Origin of the sequence: Streptomyces sp. NPDC051364 (genome assembly GCF_040682115.1) — a bacterium.
Lineage (GTDB): Bacteria > Actinomycetota > Actinomycetes > Streptomycetales > Streptomycetaceae > Streptomyces.
Window position 1 is genome coordinate 1 of record NZ_JBFBAH010000041.1, and the last position, 22,861, is coordinate 22,861.

The window sequence follows — 22,861 nt, forward strand, 5'->3', positions numbered from 1 at the left end:
ACACCCACCCCGGCCAGATCCGGAAGAGACAACGCCACCGACACCACCCCCCGATGACGTCGTCTCACCAATCCAGCCCTACGTCAACGGCATTGGGGCTAAGCGGCCTCGGTGAAGTGGGGTGCGTTTTCGCGTCGTGCGGTGCGGTGGATCGCAAGGCGGAGCGGCGCGCTTGTGCTGGACGTACCAGGGTGCTGCGACAACGCGGCGAGGTGCCGTGCCGGGCGGTGCGGGGGCGTGCCCCACTTCCCCGAGACCGCTTAGGCATCTGCCCCGGTGCCGGCCCCGGCTCAGGCGCCCGCGGCCGCCGCGCCCAGCAGGCCCGTCCAGTCCGGGATCTTCACCGAGCGGCGGCCCAGCGAGCGCCCGAGGTCGGCCTCCGCCGCCTCGATCGCGAGCCAGCCCGGCCACTCCACCGGGTGCAGTCCCGCCGCCCGCAGCGCGTCCAGCGGGTCGCCCGGCAGCTCCCGCCGGGCCAGCGCCCCCGCGTCCTGGAGCAGCGAGGAGGCCGTCTCCTTGGCGCAGGGCCGGTTGGTGCCGATCACCCCGGTCGGGCCGCGCTTGATCCAGCCCGCCACGTACTCGCCGACCGAGGCCCGGCCCGCGCGCATCACCCGGCCCGCGGCGTGCGGGACCGTGGCCTTCGCGGGGTCGAACGGCAGGCCGGGCAGCGGAACGCCCTGGTACCCCACCGAGCGCAGCACCAACTGCGCCTCGATGTCCTCGTACACGCCCGTCCCGGCGACCCCGCCGCGCCCGTCCGGGGCGGTCCGCTCGAAGCGCATCCCGGTGACCCGGCCGTCGGGGCCGCCCAGCACCTCCACCGGGCGGAGGTAGAACCGCAGGGCGATCCGGCGCCGGGCGTCGCCCGGGTCCTGCTCGGCCCAGCCGCGCAGCGCCTCGAGGTTGCGCCGGGCCACCGCAGGCAGCGCGGCGGCCGTGCCCTGGTCGGTGTACGCGGGGTCGAGCGCGAGCTCGGCGGGGTCCACCACCGCGGCCACGCCGGGCAGTGTGCCCAGCTCCCGGAGCTCCTTGGTGGTGAACTTGCCCTGCGAGGGCCCGCGTCGGGCCACCATCGACACCGACTTCACCCCGCTGTCCGCGAGTGCGCCGAGGGCCGGCTGCGGCATGTCGGTCGGGGCCAGCTCCGGCTCGCCCCGGGCCAGCATCCGCGTCACGTCCACCGCGACGTTACCCGCCCCGACGACCACCGCCGAGCCCACCCCGGGCAGGTCGAAGGCCTCGCCCTCGGCGTCCGGGTGCCCGCTGTACCAGGCGACGAAGGCCGTCGCGGAATGCACCCCGGCCAGCTCCTCGCCGGGGATCCCGAGCATCCGGTCGCGGGCGGCGCCCACGCAGTACACCACCGCGTGGTACAGCTCCAGCAGCCGTTCGGTGGTCAGCTGCGGCCCGCCGACCTCGACGTTGCCGAGGAAGCGGATCCGCTCGTCCTCCAGCACGGTGCGCAGGCTGCCCTGCAGCGATTTGATCTTCTCGTGGTCGGGGGCCACCCCGTAGCGCACCAGCCCGTACGGCGCGGGCAGCCGGTCCAGTACGTCGACGCGGATGCCCGGCACCTCACGCTGCTGTACGAGTGTCTGAGCGGCGTAGACCCCGCTGGGGCCCGAACCGACGACGGCGACACGAAGCACGGCGGAGCTCCTCCCGCAGGTGCTCCCAGCATGCCACCGGGCCCGGCGGCCGTCAGCCCATCGCGCGCATCCGGTGGATCTCGGCGGTCTGCGTGGCCACCACCTCGTTGGCCATTTCCTCCACCGCCCCGTTGTTTCCGGCCGCCAGCGCCTTGCCTGCCATCTTCACCGCGCCCTCGTGGTGGGCGGTCATCAGGGTGAGGAAGAGCCGGTCGAAGTCGGCGCCCTTCGCCTCGGTGAGCTGTTTCAGCTGCTGCTCGGTCGCCATGCCCGGCATCGCGCCGTGGTCGTGGCCGGCCGGAGCTCCGGAGGGGGCCGGGTAGCGGGCCGACCAGCTCTCCATCGCGCGGATCTCGGGCTGCTGGGCGGCCGAGATGCGCTCGGCGAGCCGCTTGACCCCGTCCGCCGAGGCTCGCTCCGGGGCCAGCGCGCTCATGGTGAGCGCCTGGCGGTGGTGTTCGGCCATGTGCTGCACGTAGGCCCGGTCCGCCGCGTTGGGTTTGTCGTCGGGCTGCCTCTTGGCAGCTTCCCCGGGGGAGAGGGTGCGGGCCTTCTCGCCCGGTCTGCCGGGGGCGATGACCTGCGCTCCGCCGTGCTCCGCCGCGTCGTGGCCGTCGCCGCTCCGGCAGCCGGCCAGGGCGAGCAGGAGGCCCGCGGCCACGACCGCCCCGGTGGTTCGACCGAGTAAGCCCTTTGCCATGTCCATGGTAAGGAACATACTGCCGGGGTCCTGGTTCCGTTCCCACCACGAGCGGAATCGATCGGACTCCCATGGGAGGGCACAGTGACCTCGAAGCACACCACCAGAGTGCGGCACAGGAGTCTGGGGGCGGCCGTGGCCGCGGCCGGGCTGCTCGCCACGCTGTTCGCGGCCGGTCCCGCGGCCGCCACCCCCGATCCGGGGGACTTATCGCCCGGCAGTGCAGGCAGCGCCTCGTCCGCGCAGGGTGCGGACCCGGCCGCGGGCCGCGAACTCGCCCCCGGCGAGATCCCCGGCCAGGACGAGATCGTGCACAGCGCGAACGTCAGGCACCTGGCCAACATCCCGAGCACCTACCCGGGCGTCATCAACACCGACCTCGCATTCCAGGGCAAGTACGCCTACGCCGGCAACTACAACGGCTTCACGATCTACGACATCGCCAACCCCAAGGCCCCGAAGGCCGTCAGCCAGGTGCTGTGCCCCGGCGGCCAGAACGACGTCTCCGTCCAGGGGGACCTGCTCTTCCTCTCCACCGACTCCTCGCGCAGCGACGACTCCTGCAACAGCGTCTCGCAGCCCGCGACGGAGAAGTCCTCGTGGGAGGGCATCAAGATCTTCGACATCAAGGACAAGAAGAACCCGAAGTACATCAAATCCGTCGAGACCAACTGCGGCTCCCACACCCACACGCTGGTGCCGGGCGAGCGCGACATCTACCTCTACGTGGCCTCCTACTCCCCGAACGAGGCGTTCCCGGACTGCCAGCCTCCGCACGACGGCATCTCCGTGATCAAGGTCCCGAAGAAGAACCCGACGCAGGCCGCCGTCGTCGCCTTCCCCGTTCTCTTCCCGGACGGCGGCAACCCGGGCGGGCCCGCCAACCCCGGTGTCACCAAGACCACCGGCTGCCACGACATCACCGTGCTGCCGTCGAAGAAGCTGGCCGCCGGCGCCTGCATGGGCGACGGCATCCTCTTCGACATCAGCAAGCCCGAGCAGCCGCGGGTCATCGACCGGGTGCAGGACAACGTGAACTTCGCGTTCTGGCACTCGGCGACCTTCAACGAGAAGGCCGACAAGGTGGTGTTCACCGACGAGCTGGGCGGCGGTGGCGGCCCCACCTGCAACGAGGCCACCGGCCCGAACCGCGGCGCCGACGGCATCTACGACATCACCGGCCGCGGCGACCAGCGCAAGCTCGTCTTCCGCAGCTACTTCAAGATCCCGCGCCTGCAGGCCGACACCGAGAACTGCGTGGCCCACAACGGCTCGCTGATCCCGGCCGGCGGCGGCCGCGACATCATGGTCCAGGCCTGGTACCAGGGCGGCGTCTCGGTCTGGGACTTCACCGACTCCGCCCGGCCCAAGGAGATCGGCTACTTCGAGCGCGGCCCGCTCACCACCGACCAGCTCGGCCTCGGCGGGTCCTGGTCGGCGTACTACTACAACGGCCACATCTACTCGAACGACATCGCCAAGGGCCTCGACGTGCTGCGGATCGACGACTGGCGCACCGAGGGCGCGAAGTGGGTGCGGATGGACCGCCTCAACGTGCAGAGCCAGCCCGACTACCACTGACGGCCGGCGGTGTCAGCCTTTTGAGGGAAACGTTCCGCCGGGCGGTCCGCCGTCCGGCGGGACGCCGAGCTCCCAGTCCAGCCCGTACCGCTGGAACAGCTCCGCCCGCAGCCGCGCCAGCGGCATCGGCGCCCCCGGCAGCAGGACCGCGACCACCGCGCCCATCAGCAGCGCCCGCAGCAGCGGGTAGTCGGTGTCCACGTCCGCCGAGCCGTAGCGCGTGACCGTGTCCCGGAGCAGCTCCGCCAGCCGCTGCTGCTCCGGGCACTGCACGAACCCCTCGGCCTGGAGGATGCCCGCCATGTGGGTCCGCATCAGCAGCGGCTGGTCCCGGGCGAGCCCGAGGATCGCGTCGACGGCACGGGCGAGCCGCTCGCGGCCGTCGTCGCTGCGCGGCTCCCGCTCCAGGGCCGCGTCCAGCGTGAGGTGCATCAGCCGGTGCACCGCCGACTGCAGCAGCTGGCGCTTGCCCGGGAAGTAGTACGAGACCAGGCCGCGGGCCGTGCCCGCCCGATCGGCGATGTCGCCGAGCGTCGTTGCCTCGTAGCCGTGCTCGGCGACGAGATCGACCGTGGCCTGGAGCAGCCGCTCCCGGGAACGTCTGCGCAATTCTTCATTGACCGATGCGCTGCGCGGGGACATGCTTACTCCTGCGTTGACTGGCTCCCAGCCAATATACTCAGCGCACGGGGTCGCCTGCTCTGGGCGACGCGGGGGATCGCCCAGAGCAGGGACTTCCACAGCTCGAGGGAACGACGAGTTTCGGCCTGTCCGCACCCGGGAGGGCGGGATCAGGCCGGTGGGATCGGACCGGCCTGATCAGGTGAGCGCGCGCAGACCCGGCATCAGGGCCACCACCAGCGGTACCGCCGGGACCAGCGTGGCCAGGGCCGTCAGCCGCAGCCGGCGGCCCGCCGACAGCCGGGGCGCCGCCGACAGCAGCCGCCGCACCCGCTCCGAGACGTGCGGCTGCGGACTCGGGTAGGGCCCGAACACCCCCCGGTCCTCGTTGAGCCCGACCAGCGCGAGCGCGATCGTCAGCCTCCCGTACCGCCGCGAGGCCACGTCGTCGGCGGCCAGTTCCACGAGCCGGTGCATCTCCGCCTCGAACGCCGCGAACACCGGCACCTGCGGGAATCCCCCCGCCAGCGCCCGCGAGCAGTACAGCAGCCAGTCGTGCCGGGCCTCCGCGTGCCCCTGCTCGTGGGCCAGTACGGCGTCCAGCTGGCTCCCCTTGAGCCGCCCGAGCGCGGCCGTGGTCACCACCAGCTGCGGGGCCGCACCCGGCAGCCACCACGCGTCGGGCCGCGTTCCCTCCAGTACGACGAGCCGCGCCCCGGCCGGGTCCTCCCCGGGCAGCAGCGGCGCGCGTACGAGCATCTCGGCGCCCCGTGCCCGCCGCCGGGCCCGGGCCCGCAGCACCTCCCGGGTCAGCCGGGCCCCGGTCCACAGCCCGCCGCCCGCCAGCGCCAGCGCGGTGCCCACGGCCCACGGGCCGCCTGTCGGGCCCAGCGCGTACGCGTCGACCACCCCGTGCGGCGCGGCTGCGAAGAGCCGGCCCCGGACCGCCAGCCAGGCGGCGGCCGCGCTCAGCACCATCGACAGGGCGAAGCACAGGAGAACCGCGCCCACCACGCACTGCCACACCCACAGCGCGACGACGGGCTCACGGTCGGGCCATTCGGCCCGGGCCAGCAGACGGGGGGCGAGCACCGCGGTCAGAGCGCCGAGCAACAGGAGTGCGGCGGGGACCATCATGTCCGCCAGCCTATGAGTGCGGGGCTACCTGCGGGTACGGGCTTGCGGCATTGGTGACGCAGGACACGTTTGCCCGCCGCGTCCGAGAACGTCACAGGCTCAGCAGCATCGCCAACATACCCATCCCCATGGCGAGTCGGCACGCCCGCGTCAGCTCCGTGGGCACCGCCTTCGGCCCGCCCGGGACCGGCTGCACCCCCCCGCCCGCCGTCACCAGCCGCGCCCCGCCGAGCAGCACGTACCCCGCGAAGTACAGCAGCAGCGTCCCGGTGACCAGCGGCAGGCCCCCGCCGTGCCCGTGGCCGGCGGTCATCGTCAGCGCCATGTACGCCATGGCCAGCGAACCGACCAGGTGGTGGGCGTGGTGCACCCCGCCCCGCAGCAGCCACAGGGCGTGCAGCGCGGCCCCGCAGAAGACGGCCAGCAGGATCCCGGGGCCCCACGGCCCGATGCCCGACGGCACGGCCATCACCGCCATCCCGAATCCCATCAGCGCCTCGCCCGCCGCCCCGCCGCGCGCCTCCCGGCCCGATCTGCGCACCCGCCGCAGGCAGTACGCACCGCTCACCGCGCACAGCAGCACGAGCAGCCAGGCGGGGAGGGAAGCGGGAAGGGACATCGCGGGACCGTGCACGGCGCAACCCCCGGTTCGTCGGCGTCACCGGAAGAGATGCCCCGGCCCGGATGCCCGCACGCCGCCCCGGGTTAGGCTCTCCATGCCGCACCGGGCATGTCATATGCCGCCGAGCTGAACGGAGCCCCCGATGTCGACCGCCCACCCCACCGCTCTGAACTTCCGCAGTGCCGTAGAAGCGGACGTACCGGATCTGGTGGCGCTCGTCGAGTCGGCCTACCGCGGGGACGCCAGCCGCGCCGGCTGGACCACCGAGGCGGACTATCTGGACGGGCAGCGCACCGACCCCGAAGGGGTCCGCTCGATCATCGACTCCGCCGACAGCGTCCTGCTCGTCGTCGAGCGCGCGGGCGAGCTCGTCGCCTGCTGCCAGCTCGAACACCGGGGCGACCACGCCTACTTCGGGATGTTCGCGGTCCGCCCGGGGCTGCAGGGCGGCGGCCTCGGCAAGGAGATCCTCGCCGAGGCGGAGCGCCGCGCCCGCGAGACCTGGGGCGCCAAGGAGATGCGGATGACGGTGGTGAACGTACGGGAGGAGCTCATCGCCTACTACGTGCGCCGCGGCTACCGGCGCACCGGCGAGCTGAGCCCCTTCCCGTACGGCGACGAGCGTTTCGGCGTCCCGCTCCGCGACGACCTGGCCTTCGAGCTGCTGGTCAAGCCGCTGTAGCGCGGGAGCCCGGGGCCGGGCGTGGCGTCAGGCCAGGAACCGGCCCGTACTGCGGATCTCCGGGAAGTCGGTGGCCGCGCCGTCCAGTTCGAGAGCCCGGGCCAGCCGCAGCTGCTGCAGGGTGTTGACGGTCCAGCCGGTCACCTTCAGCCCGGCCGCGTGGACCGACTCCACCGTGTCCAGGGTGAGTTCGCGGATGTCCAGGGCGACCGTGTGCGCGCCGGAGGCCAGGGCCCGGGCCACGACGTCCGCGGCCCCGCCGCTCAGGTCCGAATGGAGCACGGTCCGCACCCCCGGCAGCAGCCGGGCCGTCTCGGCGAGCAGCTCGTCGTGGACGGAAGCCGCCTCCACCCGTGCGCTCAGGTCGCGGCGCAGGACCAGCTCCGCCAGCGCGGCCGCGGCGGCCCCGTCGTGGACCGACACCTGGAGCGGGGTCCGGACCGCGTCCAGGACCTCCTCGAAGGCCGGCACGTGCTCGCCCTGGCCGGCGTCCAGCTCGCGCAGTGCGGACAGGGTCAGATCGGCGACGGCCCCGGCGCCGTCGGTGGTCCGGTCCACGTCGGCGTCGTGCAGGACGACGAGCACGCCGTCCTTGCTCAGCTGCACGTCCAGAGCGATGACGTCCATCCCGGAACGTTCCGCGCGGACGAACGACCGCAGGGTGTTCTCAGGTTCGACACCCATGACCCCGCGGTGACCGATGGTGAGGAAAGTCAAGGTTCTCTCGCTTCCGTCGACGGCGGCTCCCCGCGCGGTCGCGGTGTCCCTGCCGGCCGCGCGGTGAGGACGCATGCTAGTGCGCCGGGGATGCGATGAGACCGCCCGTGCAGCACCCGGAACGAGGCCGTCGGCCGGTTCCCGCCAGGGCTGTACGCCGCCGCGGGCCCCGGGGCGGCCCTGCCGTGTCACCCGGGCGTGGGCGCGTCCCCGCAGCCTTGACGATCCGGGTCCGCCGCTCCGCTCCGGGCCCCCGTCCCGGTCCCGGACAGCTCCGCGAGATCCGCCAGCAGGGCCTCGCCCAGCTCCAGTTCGGCCAGGTGCTGCCGCTCGCTCCAGCGCAGCGCGAGCGCCGGGAAGGCCCACTCCGGCACCTCGCCCGCCTGCTCCATCGCCTCGCGTACGGCGGCCAGTTCGCCCCGGGTGCGCTCCAGATGGTCGCCGACCATCGCGCGCAGCCGCTCCGGCTCGGCGAGGTGGCCGAGCCAGACCCGCAGCAGCAGCCCGTGCTTGAGTACCGGGGGACCGGCCTCTGCGGTGTCCGAGGCCCAGCCGGCGAGGGCCTCGCGGCCGGCGTCGGTGATGGCGTAGCGGCGCTTGGCCCGGGCCTCCTCGGGGCCCGAGCGCGCGGAGGCCGTGTACCCCAGCTCCTCGAGCCGGCGCAGCTCGGCGTAGATCTGGCTGATGGCCGGGGACCAGTAGAAGAAGCGCAGGGAGGAGTCCGCCCACTTCTTCAGCTCGTACCCGGTGCGCTCCCCGGGGAAGGACAGCAGCCCGAGTACCGCCCATGCGGTCGGCGGAAGGTCTTGCTTCTTCGACGTATGACTACTAGTCATATTCCGAATTGAAGTATGGCCGGGCACGGGACGCAACCCTGGAGGCATCGTGAAATTCTCCGTGATCTTCGAAGCTCAGCTCGCCGACCCGACCGTGGAGCGGGAGCACCAGGTCATCCACGACTGCGTGGAGCAGGCCGTGCTCGCCGAGCGCATGGGTTTCGACCGGATCTGGGCCGTCGAGCACCACTCGCTGAAGTGGTACGCACACATGTCCGCCCCGGAAGTCTTCCTGACCTGGGTCGCGGCCCGGACGCACACCATACGCATCGGCCACGGGGTCGTCTGCATGCCGTTCAACTTCAACCACCCGGTCCGGGTCGCCGAGCGGGCCGCCATGCTCGACCTGCTCTCGGGTGGCCGCCTCGACCTGGGCGCCGGGCGTGGCGGCACCGCACAGGAGACCTCCCTGTGCGGGGTCGACAGGGAGCGGACCACCCAGGAGGTGGAGGAGGCGCTGCGGATCATCGGCAAGGCCTGGCAGGAGGAGGAGCTGGAGTACCACGGTGGGCTGATCGACATCGCCCCGCACCCGATCCTGCCGCGGCCGAAGCAGACCCCGCATCCGCCGCTGTTCCTGGCGTGCAGCCGCGCCGAGACCCTCGTGCAGGCCGCGGAACTGGGCGTCGGGGCCCTGGTCATGGGCTTCGCCGGGCCGGAGTCCATCGCCGGGATGCGGGGCGTGTACGACGGGGCGGTCGCCGGCCGGGACGGCGCCCGCTTCGTCTCCACCGCCGTCAACGACCACTTCTCGGTGCTCTGCCCGACCATCGTGCTCGACGACCCGGCCGAGGCGCGCCGGATCGGCATCCGGGGCCAGCGGTTCTTCGCCCAGTCCATCGGCCACTGGTACGGCGGGGCGGGCGTCCCGGACGAGGCCGTGGTCGCGGGCGCCGACGAGGCGGCGGAGATGGACAGGGCGGCCGAGCAGGTGGTGGCCCGGCTGCACGAGCAGGACATACCGGTGCGGCCCACGTCGACGGCCACGTTCCGCGCCGACCACGCGTACGGGAGCGCCGACGACGCCATCGCGTACGTCCAGCGGCTGAAGGAGGCGGGGGCGGACGAGATCATGTGCCTGATCCAGATGGGCACCGTGCCGCAGGAGGCCTGCCTGGAGACGCTGCGGCAGTGGGGCGAGAAGGTCATCCCGCACTTCCGCGACGTGTGAGCGGCGGCGCCTGAGCATGCGCCCGCCCGGTGGGTGACGGACGTCACGCACCGGGCGGGCGCGGGCTGCCTGCAGGGCCGGGCGGACGTGAACCTCGGTACGCGAAAGGGGCGAAGCCGTCGCTCGAAGGGTGGACGGCGGGAAGAATTACGGTGTCGGTAGGGGTCTCGCAGGATAATTTCCCGAGCAGCCTCTTGAGCGGGAGAGGCCTGCACACATACGCTGTGTTGACGCGAGGTTCTCCTGTGGAGGAAGTGACATGACGGAAATTCTTGTGCCGGGTTCTGGCGGTGCGGTGATAACCGCCGGTGCGCGGGTGGTGGACCACCCGGCGTGGCCCGGGCTCAAGGCCGCCGTGGAGGAGATCCGCCCCTGGCAGTCCAAGGACGGCTCCATCGACTTCGAGGCCTCGGGCGCCCCCGTCCCGGTCGATGCCGAGGCCGCCGTCGAGCGGGCGATCGGCGCCGTCGAGACGCTGTCGCCGCTGCTGCCGCACGCCGCCGCGTACCACCGCGCGCTCGTCTCCGACCTGCGCAAGTGGGTCGCGGACGGCTTCAAGGTGCCGGACTTCCTGGACTCCCTGCTGGCCTTCCACCCGGCCGCCGAGCGCGCCGACGGGCTCCAACACCTGGTCGTCTTCCCCATGTACACGCAGAACGGCAACCTCGACCGCAACTTCGAGGCCGTCGTCCTGAAGATGGTGTGGCCCGAGTGGCTCTCCGAGCTGGAGCGCACCCGGTACGACAACCCGCTGTTCCTCGGCATCACCTTCGAGGACTTCACCCCGGGCTACGACACCCACTCCGCCGTGCTCTTCCCGGAGACCATCGCCGTCCGCGAGGCCCCCGAGCGCTTCACCTGGGGCGGCATCTTCTGCGACCGCGAGGCCGCCCGGTACCGCAAGGTCACCGCGGCCGCCGTCGACATCCTCGGCATCGAGCTGCCCGAGGACATCGCCCGCATGGTCGAGGACCAGGAGCGCTGCGAAAAGGCTTTCGTCCTGTGGGACATGGTCCACGACCGCACCCACAGCCACGGCGACCTGCCGTTCGACCCCTTCATGATCAAGCAGCGCCAGCCGTTCTGGATGTACGGCCTGGAGGAGCTGCGCTGCGACCTCACCGCCTTCAAGGAGGCCGTGAAGCTGGAGTCCGAGGGCAACGAGCACGGCCGTGACGTGCAGTACGCCGTCCTCTTCGACCGGATGTTCCGCTTCCCGGTGTCGGGCGACCGCAACCGCAACTACGACGGCCTCGGCGGCCAGCTGCTCTTCGCGTACCTCCACAAGCACGACGTCGTGCGCTGGACGGACAACACGCTGAAGATCGACTGGATGCGTGCCCCGCAGGTCACCAACCAGCTGTGCGCCGAGATCGAGGTCCTCTACCGGGCCGGCATCGACCGCCCGAAGCTCGTCCACTGGTTCAAGGCGTACGAGCTCGTCTCCACGTACCTCGCCCCGCACCCGGGCTCCAAGTGGGCCAAGGGCCCCGACGCCCTCGACCTGACGCAGCCGCCGCGCAAGCTCGTCGACGACGTGCTTCCCGACGAGTTTCCGCTGAGCATGTTCTATGAGGCGCTCGCCAAGAAGCTCAAGGGAGTGATCGCCTCCACGAAGGGCATCACTGCAGTGAATGCCGATTCGGCCGAGCGGGTCGCCGCGTGAGCACTCGCCCACAGGAGGCTGCACAGATGAACAGCGCTGGGAAGACCGGGAACGGCAAGCTCCACGGGGCTGTCGTCGCGGTGGCCGGGGCCGGCGGCCCCGCCGGCCACGCCGCCCTGCTCCGCCTCGCCGAGGCGGGTGCCGTGGTCGTGGCGGCCGACGCCGACCCGACGCGTCTCGCGGAGTCCGTTGACGCGGCCCGCTACGCGCACGGCGGCGCCACCGTCACCGGTGACACCGTGGACCTGCTCGACCTGGAGGCCACCAAGGCCTGGGCCGAGCGGACCGAGAAGGAGTTCGGCCGCGTGGACGGGCTCGTCCACCTCGTGGGCGGCTGGCGCGGCAGCACCACCTTCACCGACACGGACCTCGCGGACTGGGACTTCCTGGAGAAGCTCCTGATCCGCACCGTCCAGCACACGTCGCTCGCCTTCCACGACGCGCTGCTGCGCAGTGACCGCGGCCGCTTCGTCCTCGTCAGCCAGTCCGGCGCGCACAAGCCGGTCGCCAACAACGCCGCGTACAACGCCGGCAAGGCGGCCGCCGAGGCCTGGACGCTCTCCCTCGCCGACTCCTTCCGCAAGGCGGGGGGCGAGGAGGGCCCGGGCGCCGCGGCTGCGATCCTGGTGATCAAGGCACTGGTGCACGACGCCATGCGCGCCGAGCGCCCCAATGCGAAGTTCGCGGGCTTCACCGACGTCAAGGAGCTGGCCGAGGCCATCGCCGGCGTGTGGGAGCGGCCCGCCATCGATGTGAACGGACAGCGTCTGTGGCTCACTCCGCAACCGTGAAAACCGATGCCCGCCGCCACCACGATCCGGCGGTACGCGGTTTCGCGAGCGACAACTACGCAGGGGTCCATCCAGAGATCCTGGAGGCCCTTGCCCTGGCCAACGGCGGCCACCAGGTCGCCTACGGCGAGGACGAGTACACCGAGAACCTGCAGAAGATCATCCGCAGCCACTTCGGCCCGTACGCGGAGGCCTTCCCGGTCTTCAACGGCACCGGCGCGAACGTCACGGCCCTCCAGGCCCTGACGGACCGCTGGGGTGCGGTGATCTGCGCCGAGACGGCGCACATCAACGTCGACGAGGGCGGCGCCCCGGAGCGGATGGCGGGGCTCAAGCTGCTCACCGTCCCGACTCCGGACGGCAAGCTCACCCCCGAGCTCATCGACCGGCAGGCGTGGGGCTGGGAGGACGAGCACCGGGCGATGCCGCAGGTCGTCTCGATCACCCAGAACACCGAGCTGGGCACGGTGTACACGCCGGACGAGATCCGGGCGATCTGCGAGCACGCGCACGGCCACGGCATGAAGGTCCACCTCGACGGGGCCCGGATAGCCAACGCCGCGGCCTCGCTCGACGTGCCGATGCGCACGTTCACCAACACGGTGGGCGTGGACGTGCTGTCGTACGGCGGCACCAAGAACGGCATGATGTTCGGCGAGGCCGTGGTGGTCGTCAACCCGGACGCGGTCCGGCAGATGAAGCACATCCGCAAGATGTCGATGCAGCTCGCGTCGAAGATGCGGTTCGTGTCGGTGCAGCTGGAAGCGCTGCTCGCCAAGGACCTGTGGCTGCGCAACGCCCAGCACGCCAATGCGATGGCGCAGCGGCTGGCTGCGGGCGTGCGCGAGACCGACGGGGTGGAGATCCTCTACCCGGTGCAGGCCAACGCGGTGTTCGCGAAGCTGCCGCACGAGGTGTCGCGGCGGCTGCAGAAGCGTTACCGCTTCTACTTCTGGGACGAGGTCGCCGGGCACGTGCGCTGGATGTGCGGCTTCGACACCCAGGAGGAGGACGTGGACGGCTTCCTCCAGGCGCTCAAGGAGGAGCTCGCCCGGTAAGGGTGTCAGCCCCCTTCGATATTTGAATAAATATACCCCCGACCGTAAATTCATTGATCCTCGGTCGGGGGTATGTCTATGCTCCGGGCCATGCAGCTGATCCCGCAAAGCCCAGACAGTCACGCCTATATAGCGGCGGACGAGGTCATCGACCACGACCACCCGCTCGTCCGGGAAACCGCCGACGCCCTCTGGACCGCTACCGGCGACGCATACTCATACGCCAAGGTTGCCTTCGAGTTCGTCCGCGACACCATCCCGCACTCCGGCGACTCCGGGGACCTGCGCGTCTCCTGGCGCGCCTCGGACGTGCTGGGCACGCGCAACGGCATCTGCTACGCCAAGTCCCATGCGCTGGTCGCCCTGTTGCGCGCCCAGGGCATCCCGGCCGGCCTCTGCTACCAGCGGCTCGCCGACGACGACGGCTCGAACCCCGTAGTCCACGGGCTGATCGCCCTCCGGCTGCCCGGCGCCGCGGACTGGGCCCGCCAGGACCCCCGCGGCAACAAGCCCGGCGTGGACGCCCAGTTCACCCTGGACGCCGAGCGACTCGCCTTCCCCGTACGCCCCGAGCTCGGCGAGGTCGACTACCCCGAGCTGTACGCCACCCCGCACCCCGTCGCGCTCAAGGCCCTCCGGGAGTCCGCCGACCGGACGGAGCTGTGGCGGAATCTCCCGACGGCGTTGTAGCCGCCGCCCCGCCGGCCGGTGCCGGGGCCTGCCGCGCCACCAGTGCGTGCAGCAGGGCCGCCGCCAGGATCAGTACGGAGATCCCGGCCAGCAGCGACTGCGGCGGCGCGGCCGCGGCGAAGCCCACGAGGGCGGCGCCGACCGACGCGGCGGTCAGCTTGAGCCCCGCCCCGAGGGTGAACACCTGGGTCCGTACCGCGTCGGGGGCGTACTCCGAGCGGATCCGGAGGGTGGCCGTCAGCAGCGGCCCGTCGCACACCCCGGCGGCGGCGAACAGCACCGCCGCGAGGGTGACGGACGGGGCGAAGGCGGCCACCGCCAGGGCGGCCCCGGTGCCCGCCATCGCCCAGCGCGCCAGCCGCCCCGGCTCCAACGCCGTGATCCGGCCCAGCGTCAGGGACCCCGCCAGCGCGCCCACCGCGAAGGCCGTCATCAGCACGCCCCCGGCGCCCGGGCTGCCGAGCCGCGAGGCCAGCAGTACCGAGGTGGTGGTGAGCGTGCCGATGCCGACGAAGGCCAGCGTCGTGGCCGAGGTGATCGCCCGCAGCTCCCGGATCCGCCACAGGGCCGCCAGCCCGGCGCCCAGACCGGCCGGGGGAGGACTCGTCCGGGCCGCGCCCGGGCTCGTGCCCGCGGCGGCCCCGCGGTTCGTCACCGGGGCCGGCTGCGGGGTTCCGTACGGGAGGGTCGCGGCCAGTGCCGCGGCGAGTGCACCGGCCAGCGTGAGCGCCGCCATCGCGGGTGCGGCCGAGCCCAGCGCGGCGGCCAGGCCCACCACCGCCGGGGCGGTGACCGCGGCGGCGTTGTAGGTGGACGCGTCCCACGCGTACGCCCGGTCCCGCCCGGCCCCCGCCGGGACCAGACCGGCGACCAGGCTGGACATCCCGCCCGTCACCATCGGCCCGCAACTGCCGCCCAGCAGCGCCACCGCGAGGACGAGCGGCGCCGGGGCCCGGCCCAGCAGCACGGACAGGGCCGCCACCGCGCAGGTGAACCCGGCCAGCGCACCCACGTGGAACAGCCTCGGCCGGCGGGTCCGGGAAGCGGCCACTCCGGCGAGCGGTGCCGCCAGGATGTGCGGAGCCAGCCAGGCGGTCAGGACGAAGGCCCCGTGCGCGGCGCTCCCGGTGCGCTCGAGGGCCAGCAGGACCACCGCGAGGCTCATGCCCTCCGAGGCGAACCGCGCGGCCAGCGCGGCGGCCAGGTACCGTCCGAACCCGTGCATCCCCGGAGCCCCCCTCGAGATGTGTAACGTGATAGTGGCACAAGACGTTACGTCATACAGGTGTAGTGCGAAAGGATCCGGAGATGACCGATTCCGCGCAGGGGTTCTCGGTCGGCCGGCGGCTGATCGATTTCGCCGAGGCGGTCCGCGTGGACCCCGAACTCCCGCGCGCCGAGCTGGCAGTGCTCCTCGCGCGGCACGGGGAGCACCCCGGAGACCTCACCGAGGAGGCCTTCACGGAGGCGGGCGCGGCCGAACTGCGCGCCGCCGCACGGCGGATGGGTGCGGTGCTCGCCGAGACCGACGAAGACCGGGCCGCCGAGGCCCTGAACGCGCTCTTCGCGCACTACGGCACCCGGCCCCGGCTGACCCGGCACGACGGCCACCCCTGGCACCTGCATGTGGACCGGGGGGAGCGGGCCGGCTGGGGCGAGTGGTTCCTGGCGTCCGGAGCCCTGGCGCTCTCCCAACTGCTCACCGAGTACGGGCGGATCGCGTGGGGTGCCTGCGCCGCCGAGGGCTGCGGGCGGTTCTTCCTCGGCGCCGGGCCCGGCAGCGCCCGCCGCTACTGCTCCACCGCCTGCGCGACGCGCGCGCGGGTCGCCGCGCACCGGAGACGCAAGCGCGCCGAGGCGTCCGGGCAGGTGGGGGCGTAGGCGGACCGGTCCGCGGAAACAATAGGAAAGTTTCCTGTCGGACAACGTTGTCAACTTGGCATGCCCATGGGTACTTTCGCGGCAGGAATTCCCCGTTCCCCCCACCTCCGACCGGAAGGCGCTTCATGCGTTACGGAGTCCCCGCGGGGCTGGCCGCCCTCGCACTCGGCTTAACCGCGGCCCTGACCCTCACCCCCACCGCCCACGCCGGCCCCCCACGGCCGGCCCCCTCCGCCGCGCCCGCCCCCGCGCAGTTCGCCCACCCCGGAGTCCTGAACAGCCGCGCCCAGCTGGACTTCGTACGCACCAAGGTGCAGGCCGGACAGCAGCCGTGGAAGGGCGCGTTCGACGCGATGCTCGCCAGTGAGTACGGATCCCTGTCGCGCACGCCCAAGCCGCGCGCCGTCGTCGAGTGCGGCTCGTACTCGAACCCGAACATCGGCTGTTCCGACGAGCGCGAGGATGCCATCGCGGCGTACAGCGACGCACTCGCCTGGTACATCACCCGCGACGCGAAGTACGCGAAGAAGTCGATCGAGCTGATGGACGCCTGGTCCGCGAAGATCAAGGACCACACCAACAGCAACGCCCCGCTGCAGAGCGGCTGGGCGGGATCCACCTGGCCGCGCGCCGCCGAGATCATCAAGCACACGTACACCGGCGGCTGGCCGAACCAGGGGCGGTTCGCGACCATGCTGCGCGACGTCTACCTGCCCGAGGTCATCAACGGCAAGCCGAACAGCAACGGCAACTGGGAACTGATCATGATGGACGCCGCCGTCGGCATCTCCGTCCATCTCGACGACCGCGCGAGCTACGACAAGGCCATGGCCGTCTACCTCGGCCGGGTCCCCGCGTACTTCTACCTGGCCTCCGACGGCCCGCAGCCGAAGTACCCGCCGCGCTCGAGCATCGACACCAAGAGCGAGCTGATCGACTACTGGCACGGCCAGAGCGCGTTCGTGGACGGCCTCGCCCAGGAGACCTGCCGGGACTTCGGCCACACCGGCATGGGGATCGCCGCGACCATGCACGTCGCGGAGACCTCGCGGATCCAGGGCCGCGACCTCTACCCGGAGTTCAAGGACCGCTTCCGGCACGCGCTCGGCTTCCACGCCGCGTACGAGCTCGGCGCACCGGTGCCCTCCTGGCTGTGCGGCGGGAGCCTGACCAAGGGCATCGGCCCGGCGACCGAGGTCGGCTACAACGCCCTGCACACGCGGCTGGGCATCGGCATGGAGAACGCCCGCAAGCTCACCGAGGGGCGGCGCCCCGCGGGCACCGAGAACCACTTCGAGGCATGGGAGACGCTGACCCACGCCGAGAACCCCAACTGACGGGCAGGCGCGCCACTCGGCAGGCACAGTACTGCGGCCCCGCCGTGAACAGCGGGGCCGCAGGATCACCCGACCCGGTGGTGCGGGATCAGCCCGCTTCCTTGACCTGGGCGGCCGTCGGCGCGGTACCGCCCAGGTGCGCCGGCAGCCACCAGGAGTCCTCGGGACCCTTGGGGGCGGCCGGGTAGGCGCGCTGCGCCGCATCCAGCAGCTCCTGCACCCGCTCGCGCAGGCGGCGGGTGATCGCCCCGGCGTACTGGTCGCTCGGCGCCTCGATGGGCTCGCCCACGCGCATCGTCACCGGGATGTGGCTGCGCTTGAGGTTCTTCGGACGGCCCTTGGTCCACAGCCGCTGGGTGCCCCACAGCGCCACCGGGATCAGCGGGACACCGGCGTCCTGGGCCATGCGCGCGGCACCCGACTTGAAGCTCTTGAGCGTGAACGACTGGGAGATCGTCGCCTCCGGGAACACGCCGATGATCTCGCCGGCGCGCAGCGAGTCGAGGGCGTGCTGGTAGGCCGTCTCGCCCTGCTTGCGGTCCACCGGGATGTGCTTCATCGCGCGCATCAGCGGGCCGGACACCTTGTGGCGGAAAACCGACTCCTTCGCCATGAAGCGGACCAGACGCTTCTGAGGCCGCGCGGTCAGGCCGGCGAAGATGAAGTCGAGGTAGCCGATGTGATTCGACACGAGAACCGCTCCGCCCTTGCGCGGGATGTTCTCCGTGCCCTTCATGTCGATGCGGATGTCCAGCGCCCTGAACAGGGTGTGGGCGGCGCCGATCACCGGAGGGTAGACGAGCTCAGCCATGAGGGGGAGACCCCGCTTTCTGCCTGGGGAGGTGCTCCCGGCCGGAAGTTACGGCTGCGTAGGTACGCGGCCCTTGGGGATCGTGCCCCATACGCGCGCTGCTGGCCAGCCCAGACGTCTGTGCCCGAGGAGATTCTCGTCACGCCGGGAATGCGACGCGTGTCCGGGGCGCTCGGATCACCGTACGAACACATTCAATGATGCAGGAATGAGGTCCGCGGTGACGGCTGGTGTCGGGCGTCTGGGTGCGGCGGAACTGGGTGCCGAGCCCGGGGAGCGGGCCAGCCTGGTGCAGTTCTCCAGCGCGTTCTGCCAGCCTTGCCGGGCCACGCGGCGGATCCTCGCCGAGGTGGCGGAACTGGTCGAGGGGGTCGCGCACATCGAGATCGATGCCGAAGCCCACCTCGAACTGGTGCGCGCTCTGGGCATCGAGAAGACGCCGACCGTGCTCGTTCTGGACTCCGCGGGCCGGATCGTGCGGCGCGCGGCGGGGATGCCGCGCAAAGCGGATGTGATCGCCGCGCTGGGTGCCGCGGTATGACCGGCGCGCCGGTACACGCGCCCGCACGCAGCGTGACGCGCCTCGCATCTGCCCCGTGTGGCTTGACTGTGTACACGAGAGATCGCCAGGCTGGCCGCATGCGGTATGAACTCCTGCTTTACGGGCGGGTCCACGTGGACCTCGTCCGCTACGCGAGCGCGCGTTGTCGGAGCCACTGAACGACCCCGGCCTCCGACCCGATCCGACCGCGCCCGTGCCCGCCGCCTGTGCGGCAGAAGGAAGCTCCTCGATGACAGCCCCGCCGGCAATCCCGACGGCCCAGTCCGCACGATTCGGCACCGCCCAGCCGGGCTCGCCCGACCTGCTCCGTTCCGTCTTCCGCCGGCATGCCGCGGGAGTTGCCGTGATCACCGCCGCCGACGGCGGCCGACCGGTCGGGTTCACAGCGACCTCGCTCAACTCGGTCTCGGCCGATCCGCCGCTGCTGTCCTTCACGATCGCCACCGGGGCGTCCAGCTGGCCCGCGATACGCGACTCCGAGCACCTCGGCGTCCACATACTCGGCGAGCACCAGACGGAGCTGGCGGGCCTGTTCGCCCGCAGCGGAGCCGACCGGTTCGGGCCGGCCACGGGCTGGGCCCCGGGTCCGCACGAGGTTCCGCTGCTGGACGGCGTTCTGGCGTGGCTGGTGTGCCGCGTCGTGGCGCGGGTGCCGGCCGGGGCGCACCGGGTGATCATCGCGGAGGCGGTGGCCGGGGACCCTGCCGGCGAGGGCCGCCCCCTCCTGTACCACCAGGGTCGCTTCAACGCGTTGCGCGACTGAATCGTCCCTGCTGGGGCGGGTCTGGGCGGCGTTGGACAGATCACAGTTCACCGGCCTTGCAACCGTGCGGGACCCACGGTGTACTGACGAGTAACATTCCCATCGGAGCGCGGGCCGCCCCGACCGGGATCCGCCCGACAAGGCGCCTATGCTGCCTGCACAAGGCGGTATCAGAAAAAAGACGATGCGGTAGGAGAGCCGGCGTGAGCCTGAGGATCGTTGTCTGTGTGAAGTACGTGCCCGACGCCACCGGCGACCGGCACTTCGCCGATGACCTGACGGTCGACCGCGACGACGTCGACGGTCTGCTGTCGGAGCTCGACGAGTACGCCGTCGAGCAGGCGCTGCAGATCGCCGAAGAGGCCGACGACGCCGAGATCACCGTCCTGACGGTGGGCCCCGAGGACGCCAAGGACGCGCTGCGCAAGGCGCTGTCCATGGGCGCCGACAAGGCCATCCACGTCGAGGACGACGACCTGCACGGCACCGACGTCATGGGCACCTCGCTGGTGCTCGCCAAGGCGATCGAGAAGGCCGGCTACGACCTGGTCATCACCGGCATGGCCTCGACCGACGGCACCATGGGCGTGCTCCCGGCGATCCTGGCCGAGCGCCTGGGCGTCCCGCAGGTCACCCTGCTCTCCGAGGTCAAGGTCGAGGACGGCACCGTGACCGGCCGCCGCGACGGCGACTCCGCGAGCGAGCAGCTGGAGGCCTCCCTCCCGGCGCTCGTCTCCGTGACGGACCAGTCGGGCGAGGCCCGCTACCCCTCCTTCAAGGGCATCATGGCCGCCAAGAAGAAGCCGGTGGAGTCCTGGGACCTCGAGGAGCTCGAGATCGAGGCCGACGAGGTCGGTCTCGAGGGCTCCTGGACCGCGGTCGACTCCGCGGCGCAGCGCCCGGCCCGTACCGCCGGCACGATCGTCAAGGACGAGGGCGAGGGCGGCAAGCAGCTGGCCGCCTTCCTTGCGGAGCAGAAATTCATCTAAGAGGCAGCCTGGCCGGCCCGAGGTTCATCCAAGACCTTCGGCCACCCCCTCATAGCCCCCAGACACTTCGCAATAGCAGGAGAGCAGTCCCATGGCTGAAGTTCTCGTCTACGTCGATCACGTGGGCGGCGCCGTCCGCAAGCCCACCCTCGAGCTGCTGACGCTGGCCCGCCGCATCGGCGAGCCCGTCGCCGTCGCCCTCGGCGCCGGTGCCGCCGACACCGCTGCCGTGCTCGCCGAGCACGGTGCCGTCAAGGTCCTCACCGCCGACGCCCCCGAGTTCGCCGACTACCTCGTCGTACCGAAGGTGGACGCGCTCCAGGCCGCGTACGAGTCGGTGTCCGCCGCCGGCTCCCTCGCCGCCGTGCTCGTCCCGTCCTCCGCCGAGGGCAAGGAGATCGCCGCGCGCCTGGCCGTCCGCATCGGCTCCGGCATCATCACCGACGCCGTCGACCTGGAGGCGGGTGACGAGGGTCCGGTCGCGACGCAGTCCGCGTTCGCCGCGTCCTTCACCACCAAGTCCCGTGTCTCCAAGGGCACCCCGGTCATCACCGTCAAGCCGAACTCGGCTCCGGTCGAGGCCGCCCCGGCCGCCGGCGCCGTCGAGGCCCTCGCCGTCACCTTCGGCGCCCTGGCCACCGGCACCAAGGTCGTCGCCCGCACCCCGCGCGAGTCGACCGGCCGCCCCGAGCTGACCGAGGCCGCGATCGTGGTCTCCGGCGGCCGCGGCGTCAACGGTGCCGAGAACTTCCACATCATCGAGGAGCTCGCGGACTCCCTCGGTGCCGCCGTCGGCGCCTCGCGCGCCGCCGTCGACGCCGGCTGGTACCCGCACTCCAACCAGGTCGGCCAGACCGGCAAGTCGGTCTCCCCGCAGCTGTACATCGCCTCCGGCATCTCGGGCGCGATCCAGCACCGGGCCGGCATGCAGACCTCGAAGACCATCGTGGCCATCAACAAGGACTCCGAGGCCCCGATCTTCGACCTGGTCGACTACGGCGTGGTCGGCGACCTCTTCGCGGTCGTCCCGCAGCTGACCGAGGAGATCAAGACGCGCAAGGGCTGACCTGCGCTTCTCTTCGTGGCCTGACCTTTGGCTGACCTTCTCGGGGCCGTGTGGTGTTTCTCACCGCACGGCCCCGAGTCGTTTGCCCGTGTCGGTGGAGGGACCATTGACTGGGCGGAACCCCGACACTAAATTCTGCTATGCGGATCTAAGCTTCCGTGAAGCGGAAAAGAGGAGAGTGCACGATGGGTCAGCAGGAGAAGGTGGCGACGAGCCTCGCAGGCGCGGTCAGCGAGGGCATCAGCGCCTCCCTCGCGCCGGTGGACGCGGAGCTCGCGCGCCACTACCCGGGCGACCCCGGCACCCGCCAGCCCGTCCACACCGTCTACGTCCCCGGTGACGTCTTCGCCGCCGACACCATCCGCTCCTGGGGCGACCAGGCCCTCGCGGCCCTCGACGAGCACGCCCCGGACGCCGCGACCTTCGCCAAGGTGCTCGGCATCAGCGACGAACTGGCCGTACCCGTCTACGACCGCGTCCGCGCCAAGCTCGCCGCCGAGCCCGTCGAGGACCTCCGCGTCGACTTCGAGGACGGCTTCGGAGTCCGCTCCGACGAGGAGGAGGACCAGGCGGCCGCCCGCGCCGCCCGCCTCGTCTCCGAAGCCTTCTCCAATGGCACGAACGCCCCGTACATGGGCATCCGCATGAAGTGCATGGAGTCCAACGTCCGCGACCGCGGCATCCGCACCACGGACATCTTCCTGTCCGGGCTGCTGGAGCACGGCGGCCTCCCCGACGGACTGGTCCTCACCCTCCCCAAGGTCACGTACGCCGAGCAGGTCAGCGCCTTCGTCAAGCTGCTGGAGGCCTTCGAGGCCGCCCGCGGCCTGCGCCCGGGCCGGATCGGCTTCGAGATCCAGATCGAGACCAGCCAGTCGATCGTCGCCTCCGACGGCACCGCGACCGTGGCCCGGATGATCGAGGCCTCCAAGGGCCGCGCCACCGGCCTGCACTACGGCACCTTCGACTACAGCGCCTGCGTCGGGGTCTCCGCCGCGTACCAGTCGAGCGACCACCCGGCCGCCGACCACGCCAAGGCGATCATGCAGGTCGCGGCCGCCGGCACCGGCGTACGCGTCTCCGACGGCTCGACAAACGTCCTGCCGATCGGCACCACCGAGCACGTCCACGAGGCCTGGAAGCTGCACTACGGCCTCACCCGCCGGGCCCTGGCCCGCGCCTACTACCAGGGCTGGGACATGCACCCGGGCCACCTCCCGACCCGCTACGCGGCGGTCTTCACCTTCTACCGCGAGGGCCTCGAGACGGCTGCCGCGCGCCTGAAGGCGTACGTCGCGAAGATCGAGGGCGACGTGATGGACGAGCCGGCCACGGCCAAGGCCCTGGCCGGCTATCTGGTCCGCGGCCTGGACTGCGGCGCGGTGGGCACCGACGAGGTCACCGCCCTGACGGGCCTGACCCGCGCCGAACTGGACGCCTTCGCCATCCCCCGCCGCTCGGCGACCCTGACGGCGACCGCCTGATCATGATCTGAACGCGTGGCCCGGCCGGAACCCCGGCCGGGCCA

General features: G+C 71.8%; 24 protein-coding genes. 15 read left to right on the forward strand and 9 right to left on the reverse strand.

Going from position 1 to position 22,861, the window contains the following annotated elements; translation table 11 throughout:
- Nucleotides 1–290: 290 nt before the first annotated feature.
- A complete protein-coding gene (locus AB0M76_RS39100) occupies nt 291–1,652 on the reverse strand; it encodes an FAD-dependent oxidoreductase (RefSeq protein WP_365957498.1) in 1,362 nt (453 codons plus the stop codon).
- Between the two features lie 52 nt (nt 1,653–1,704).
- Nucleotides 1,705–2,358, reverse strand: coding sequence for a DUF305 domain-containing protein (locus AB0M76_RS39105; RefSeq protein ID WP_365957499.1), 654 nt, complete (start codon nt 2,356–2,358; stop codon nt 1,705–1,707).
- Nucleotides 2,359–2,436: 78 nt separating this feature from the next.
- Between AB0M76_RS39105 and AB0M76_RS39110 the strand changes: the two genes are divergently transcribed.
- Nucleotides 2,437–3,933, forward strand: a complete 1,497-nt coding sequence (locus AB0M76_RS39110; RefSeq protein ID WP_365957500.1) for a hypothetical protein — start codon at nt 2,437–2,439, stop codon at nt 3,931–3,933.
- Nucleotides 3,934–3,945: 12 nt separating this feature from the next.
- Here AB0M76_RS39110 and AB0M76_RS39115 read toward each other — a convergent pair whose 3' ends face one another.
- The 3 genes from AB0M76_RS39115 to AB0M76_RS39125 form a co-directional block, all read right to left on the reverse strand.
- Nucleotides 3,946–4,575: a helix-turn-helix domain-containing protein gene (locus AB0M76_RS39115; RefSeq protein ID WP_365957501.1), complete on the reverse strand. Its 630-nt coding sequence runs from the start codon at nt 4,573–4,575 to the stop codon at nt 3,946–3,948.
- 177 nt (nt 4,576–4,752) lie between these two features.
- Nucleotides 4,753–5,691, reverse strand: coding sequence for a M56 family metallopeptidase (locus AB0M76_RS39120; RefSeq protein ID WP_365957502.1), 939 nt, complete (start codon nt 5,689–5,691; stop codon nt 4,753–4,755).
- 91 nt (nt 5,692–5,782) lie between these two features.
- Nucleotides 5,783–6,310, reverse strand: coding sequence for a DUF5134 domain-containing protein (locus AB0M76_RS39125; RefSeq protein ID WP_365957503.1), 528 nt, complete (start codon nt 6,308–6,310; stop codon nt 5,783–5,785).
- A 145-nt stretch (nt 6,311–6,455) separates the two neighbouring features.
- On the opposite strand from AB0M76_RS39125, the gene AB0M76_RS39130 reads away from it, so the two are divergent.
- Complete coding sequence (locus tag AB0M76_RS39130) at nt 6,456–6,995, forward strand: GNAT family N-acetyltransferase (RefSeq protein WP_365957504.1); 540 nt, start codon at nt 6,456–6,458, stop codon at nt 6,993–6,995.
- Nucleotides 6,996–7,022: 27 nt separating this feature from the next.
- Here AB0M76_RS39130 and AB0M76_RS39135 read toward each other — a convergent pair whose 3' ends face one another.
- Together AB0M76_RS39135 and AB0M76_RS39140 are read right to left on the reverse strand one after the other, a co-directional pair.
- Nucleotides 7,023–7,712, reverse strand: a complete 690-nt coding sequence (locus AB0M76_RS39135) for a glycerophosphodiester phosphodiesterase family protein (RefSeq protein WP_365957505.1) — start codon at nt 7,710–7,712, stop codon at nt 7,023–7,025.
- Nucleotides 7,713–7,900: 188 nt separating this feature from the next.
- A complete protein-coding gene (locus AB0M76_RS39140) occupies nt 7,901–8,548 on the reverse strand; it encodes a PadR family transcriptional regulator (protein ID WP_365957506.1) in 648 nt (215 codons plus the stop codon).
- Between the two features lie 49 nt (nt 8,549–8,597).
- Between AB0M76_RS39140 and AB0M76_RS39145 the strand changes: the two genes are divergently transcribed.
- The 5 genes from AB0M76_RS39145 to AB0M76_RS39165 all read left to right on the forward strand — a co-directional run bounded on the left by AB0M76_RS39145 (nt 8,598) and on the right by AB0M76_RS39165 (nt 13,924).
- Complete coding sequence (locus AB0M76_RS39145) at nt 8,598–9,719, forward strand: LLM class flavin-dependent oxidoreductase (RefSeq protein WP_365957507.1); 1,122 nt, start codon at nt 8,598–8,600, stop codon at nt 9,717–9,719.
- A gap of 259 nt (nt 9,720–9,978) precedes the next feature.
- Entirely contained in the window at nt 9,979–11,385 is a 1,407-nt protein-coding gene (locus AB0M76_RS39150; protein WP_365957508.1) for a DUF6421 family protein, read from the forward strand.
- Nucleotides 11,386–11,411: 26 nt separating this feature from the next.
- Nucleotides 11,412–12,176: an SDR family NAD(P)-dependent oxidoreductase gene (locus AB0M76_RS39155; protein ID WP_328622222.1), complete on the forward strand. Its 765-nt coding sequence runs from the start codon at nt 11,412–11,414 to the stop codon at nt 12,174–12,176.
- Nucleotides 12,173–13,234, forward strand: a complete 1,062-nt coding sequence (locus AB0M76_RS39160; RefSeq protein WP_266631753.1) for a low specificity L-threonine aldolase — start codon at nt 12,173–12,175, stop codon at nt 13,232–13,234. The genes AB0M76_RS39155 and AB0M76_RS39160 overlap by 4 nt, the downstream gene beginning before the upstream one ends.
- Nucleotides 13,235–13,324: 90 nt before the next feature.
- Nucleotides 13,325–13,924, forward strand: coding sequence for a transglutaminase family protein (locus tag AB0M76_RS39165; RefSeq protein ID WP_365957509.1), 600 nt, complete (start codon nt 13,325–13,327; stop codon nt 13,922–13,924).
- Here the strand turns inward: AB0M76_RS39165 and AB0M76_RS39170 are convergent.
- Nucleotides 13,860–15,149, reverse strand: a complete 1,290-nt coding sequence (locus tag AB0M76_RS39170) for an MFS transporter (RefSeq protein ID WP_365957510.1) — start codon at nt 15,147–15,149, stop codon at nt 13,860–13,862. The genes AB0M76_RS39165 and AB0M76_RS39170 overlap by 65 nt on opposite strands.
- Before the next feature lie 83 nt (nt 15,150–15,232).
- On the opposite strand from AB0M76_RS39170, the gene AB0M76_RS39175 reads away from it, so the two are divergent.
- Nucleotides 15,233–15,805, forward strand: coding sequence for a CGNR zinc finger domain-containing protein (locus tag AB0M76_RS39175; RefSeq protein ID WP_365957511.1), 573 nt, complete (start codon nt 15,233–15,235; stop codon nt 15,803–15,805).
- 125 nt (nt 15,806–15,930) lie between these two features.
- On the forward strand, nt 15,931–17,142 hold the full coding sequence (locus AB0M76_RS39180; protein ID WP_365957512.1) for an alginate lyase family protein: 1,212 nt from the start codon (nt 15,931–15,933) through the stop codon (nt 17,140–17,142).
- A gap of 88 nt (nt 17,143–17,230) precedes the next feature.
- Here the strand turns inward: AB0M76_RS39180 and AB0M76_RS39185 are convergent, their stop codons facing one another.
- A complete protein-coding gene (locus AB0M76_RS39185; protein WP_267001163.1) occupies nt 17,231–17,953 on the reverse strand; it encodes a lysophospholipid acyltransferase family protein in 723 nt (240 codons plus the stop codon).
- Between the two features lie 208 nt (nt 17,954–18,161).
- On the opposite strand from AB0M76_RS39185, the gene AB0M76_RS39190 reads away from it, so the two are divergent.
- The 6 genes from AB0M76_RS39190 to AB0M76_RS39215 all read left to right on the forward strand — a co-directional run bounded on the left by AB0M76_RS39190 (nt 18,162) and on the right by AB0M76_RS39215 (nt 22,817).
- Nucleotides 18,162–18,494 carry a thioredoxin family protein gene (locus tag AB0M76_RS39190; protein WP_365957513.1) on the forward strand — a complete coding sequence of 111 codons (333 nt, stop codon included), beginning with the start codon at nt 18,162–18,164 and terminating at the stop codon, nt 18,492–18,494.
- Between the two features lie 98 nt (nt 18,495–18,592).
- Complete coding sequence (locus AB0M76_RS39195) at nt 18,593–18,673, forward strand: putative leader peptide (RefSeq protein ID WP_353962368.1); 81 nt, start codon at nt 18,593–18,595, stop codon at nt 18,671–18,673.
- Between the two features lie 71 nt (nt 18,674–18,744).
- Nucleotides 18,745–19,278: a flavin reductase family protein gene (locus tag AB0M76_RS39200; RefSeq protein WP_328622227.1), complete on the forward strand. Its 534-nt coding sequence runs from the start codon at nt 18,745–18,747 to the stop codon at nt 19,276–19,278.
- Between the two features lie 203 nt (nt 19,279–19,481).
- Nucleotides 19,482–20,267 carry an electron transfer flavoprotein subunit beta/FixA family protein gene (locus AB0M76_RS39205; RefSeq protein WP_365957514.1) on the forward strand — a complete coding sequence of 262 codons (786 nt, stop codon included), beginning with the start codon at nt 19,482–19,484 and terminating at the stop codon, nt 20,265–20,267.
- Between the two features lie 91 nt (nt 20,268–20,358).
- Entirely contained in the window at nt 20,359–21,333 is a 975-nt protein-coding gene (locus tag AB0M76_RS39210; protein ID WP_365957515.1) for an electron transfer flavoprotein subunit alpha/FixB family protein, read from the forward strand.
- Between the two features lie 185 nt (nt 21,334–21,518).
- Nucleotides 21,519–22,817 carry an aldolase gene (locus tag AB0M76_RS39215; RefSeq protein ID WP_365957516.1) on the forward strand — a complete coding sequence of 433 codons (1,299 nt, stop codon included), beginning with the start codon at nt 21,519–21,521 and terminating at the stop codon, nt 22,815–22,817.
- The last annotated feature ends 44 nt before the right edge of the window (nt 22,818–22,861 follow it).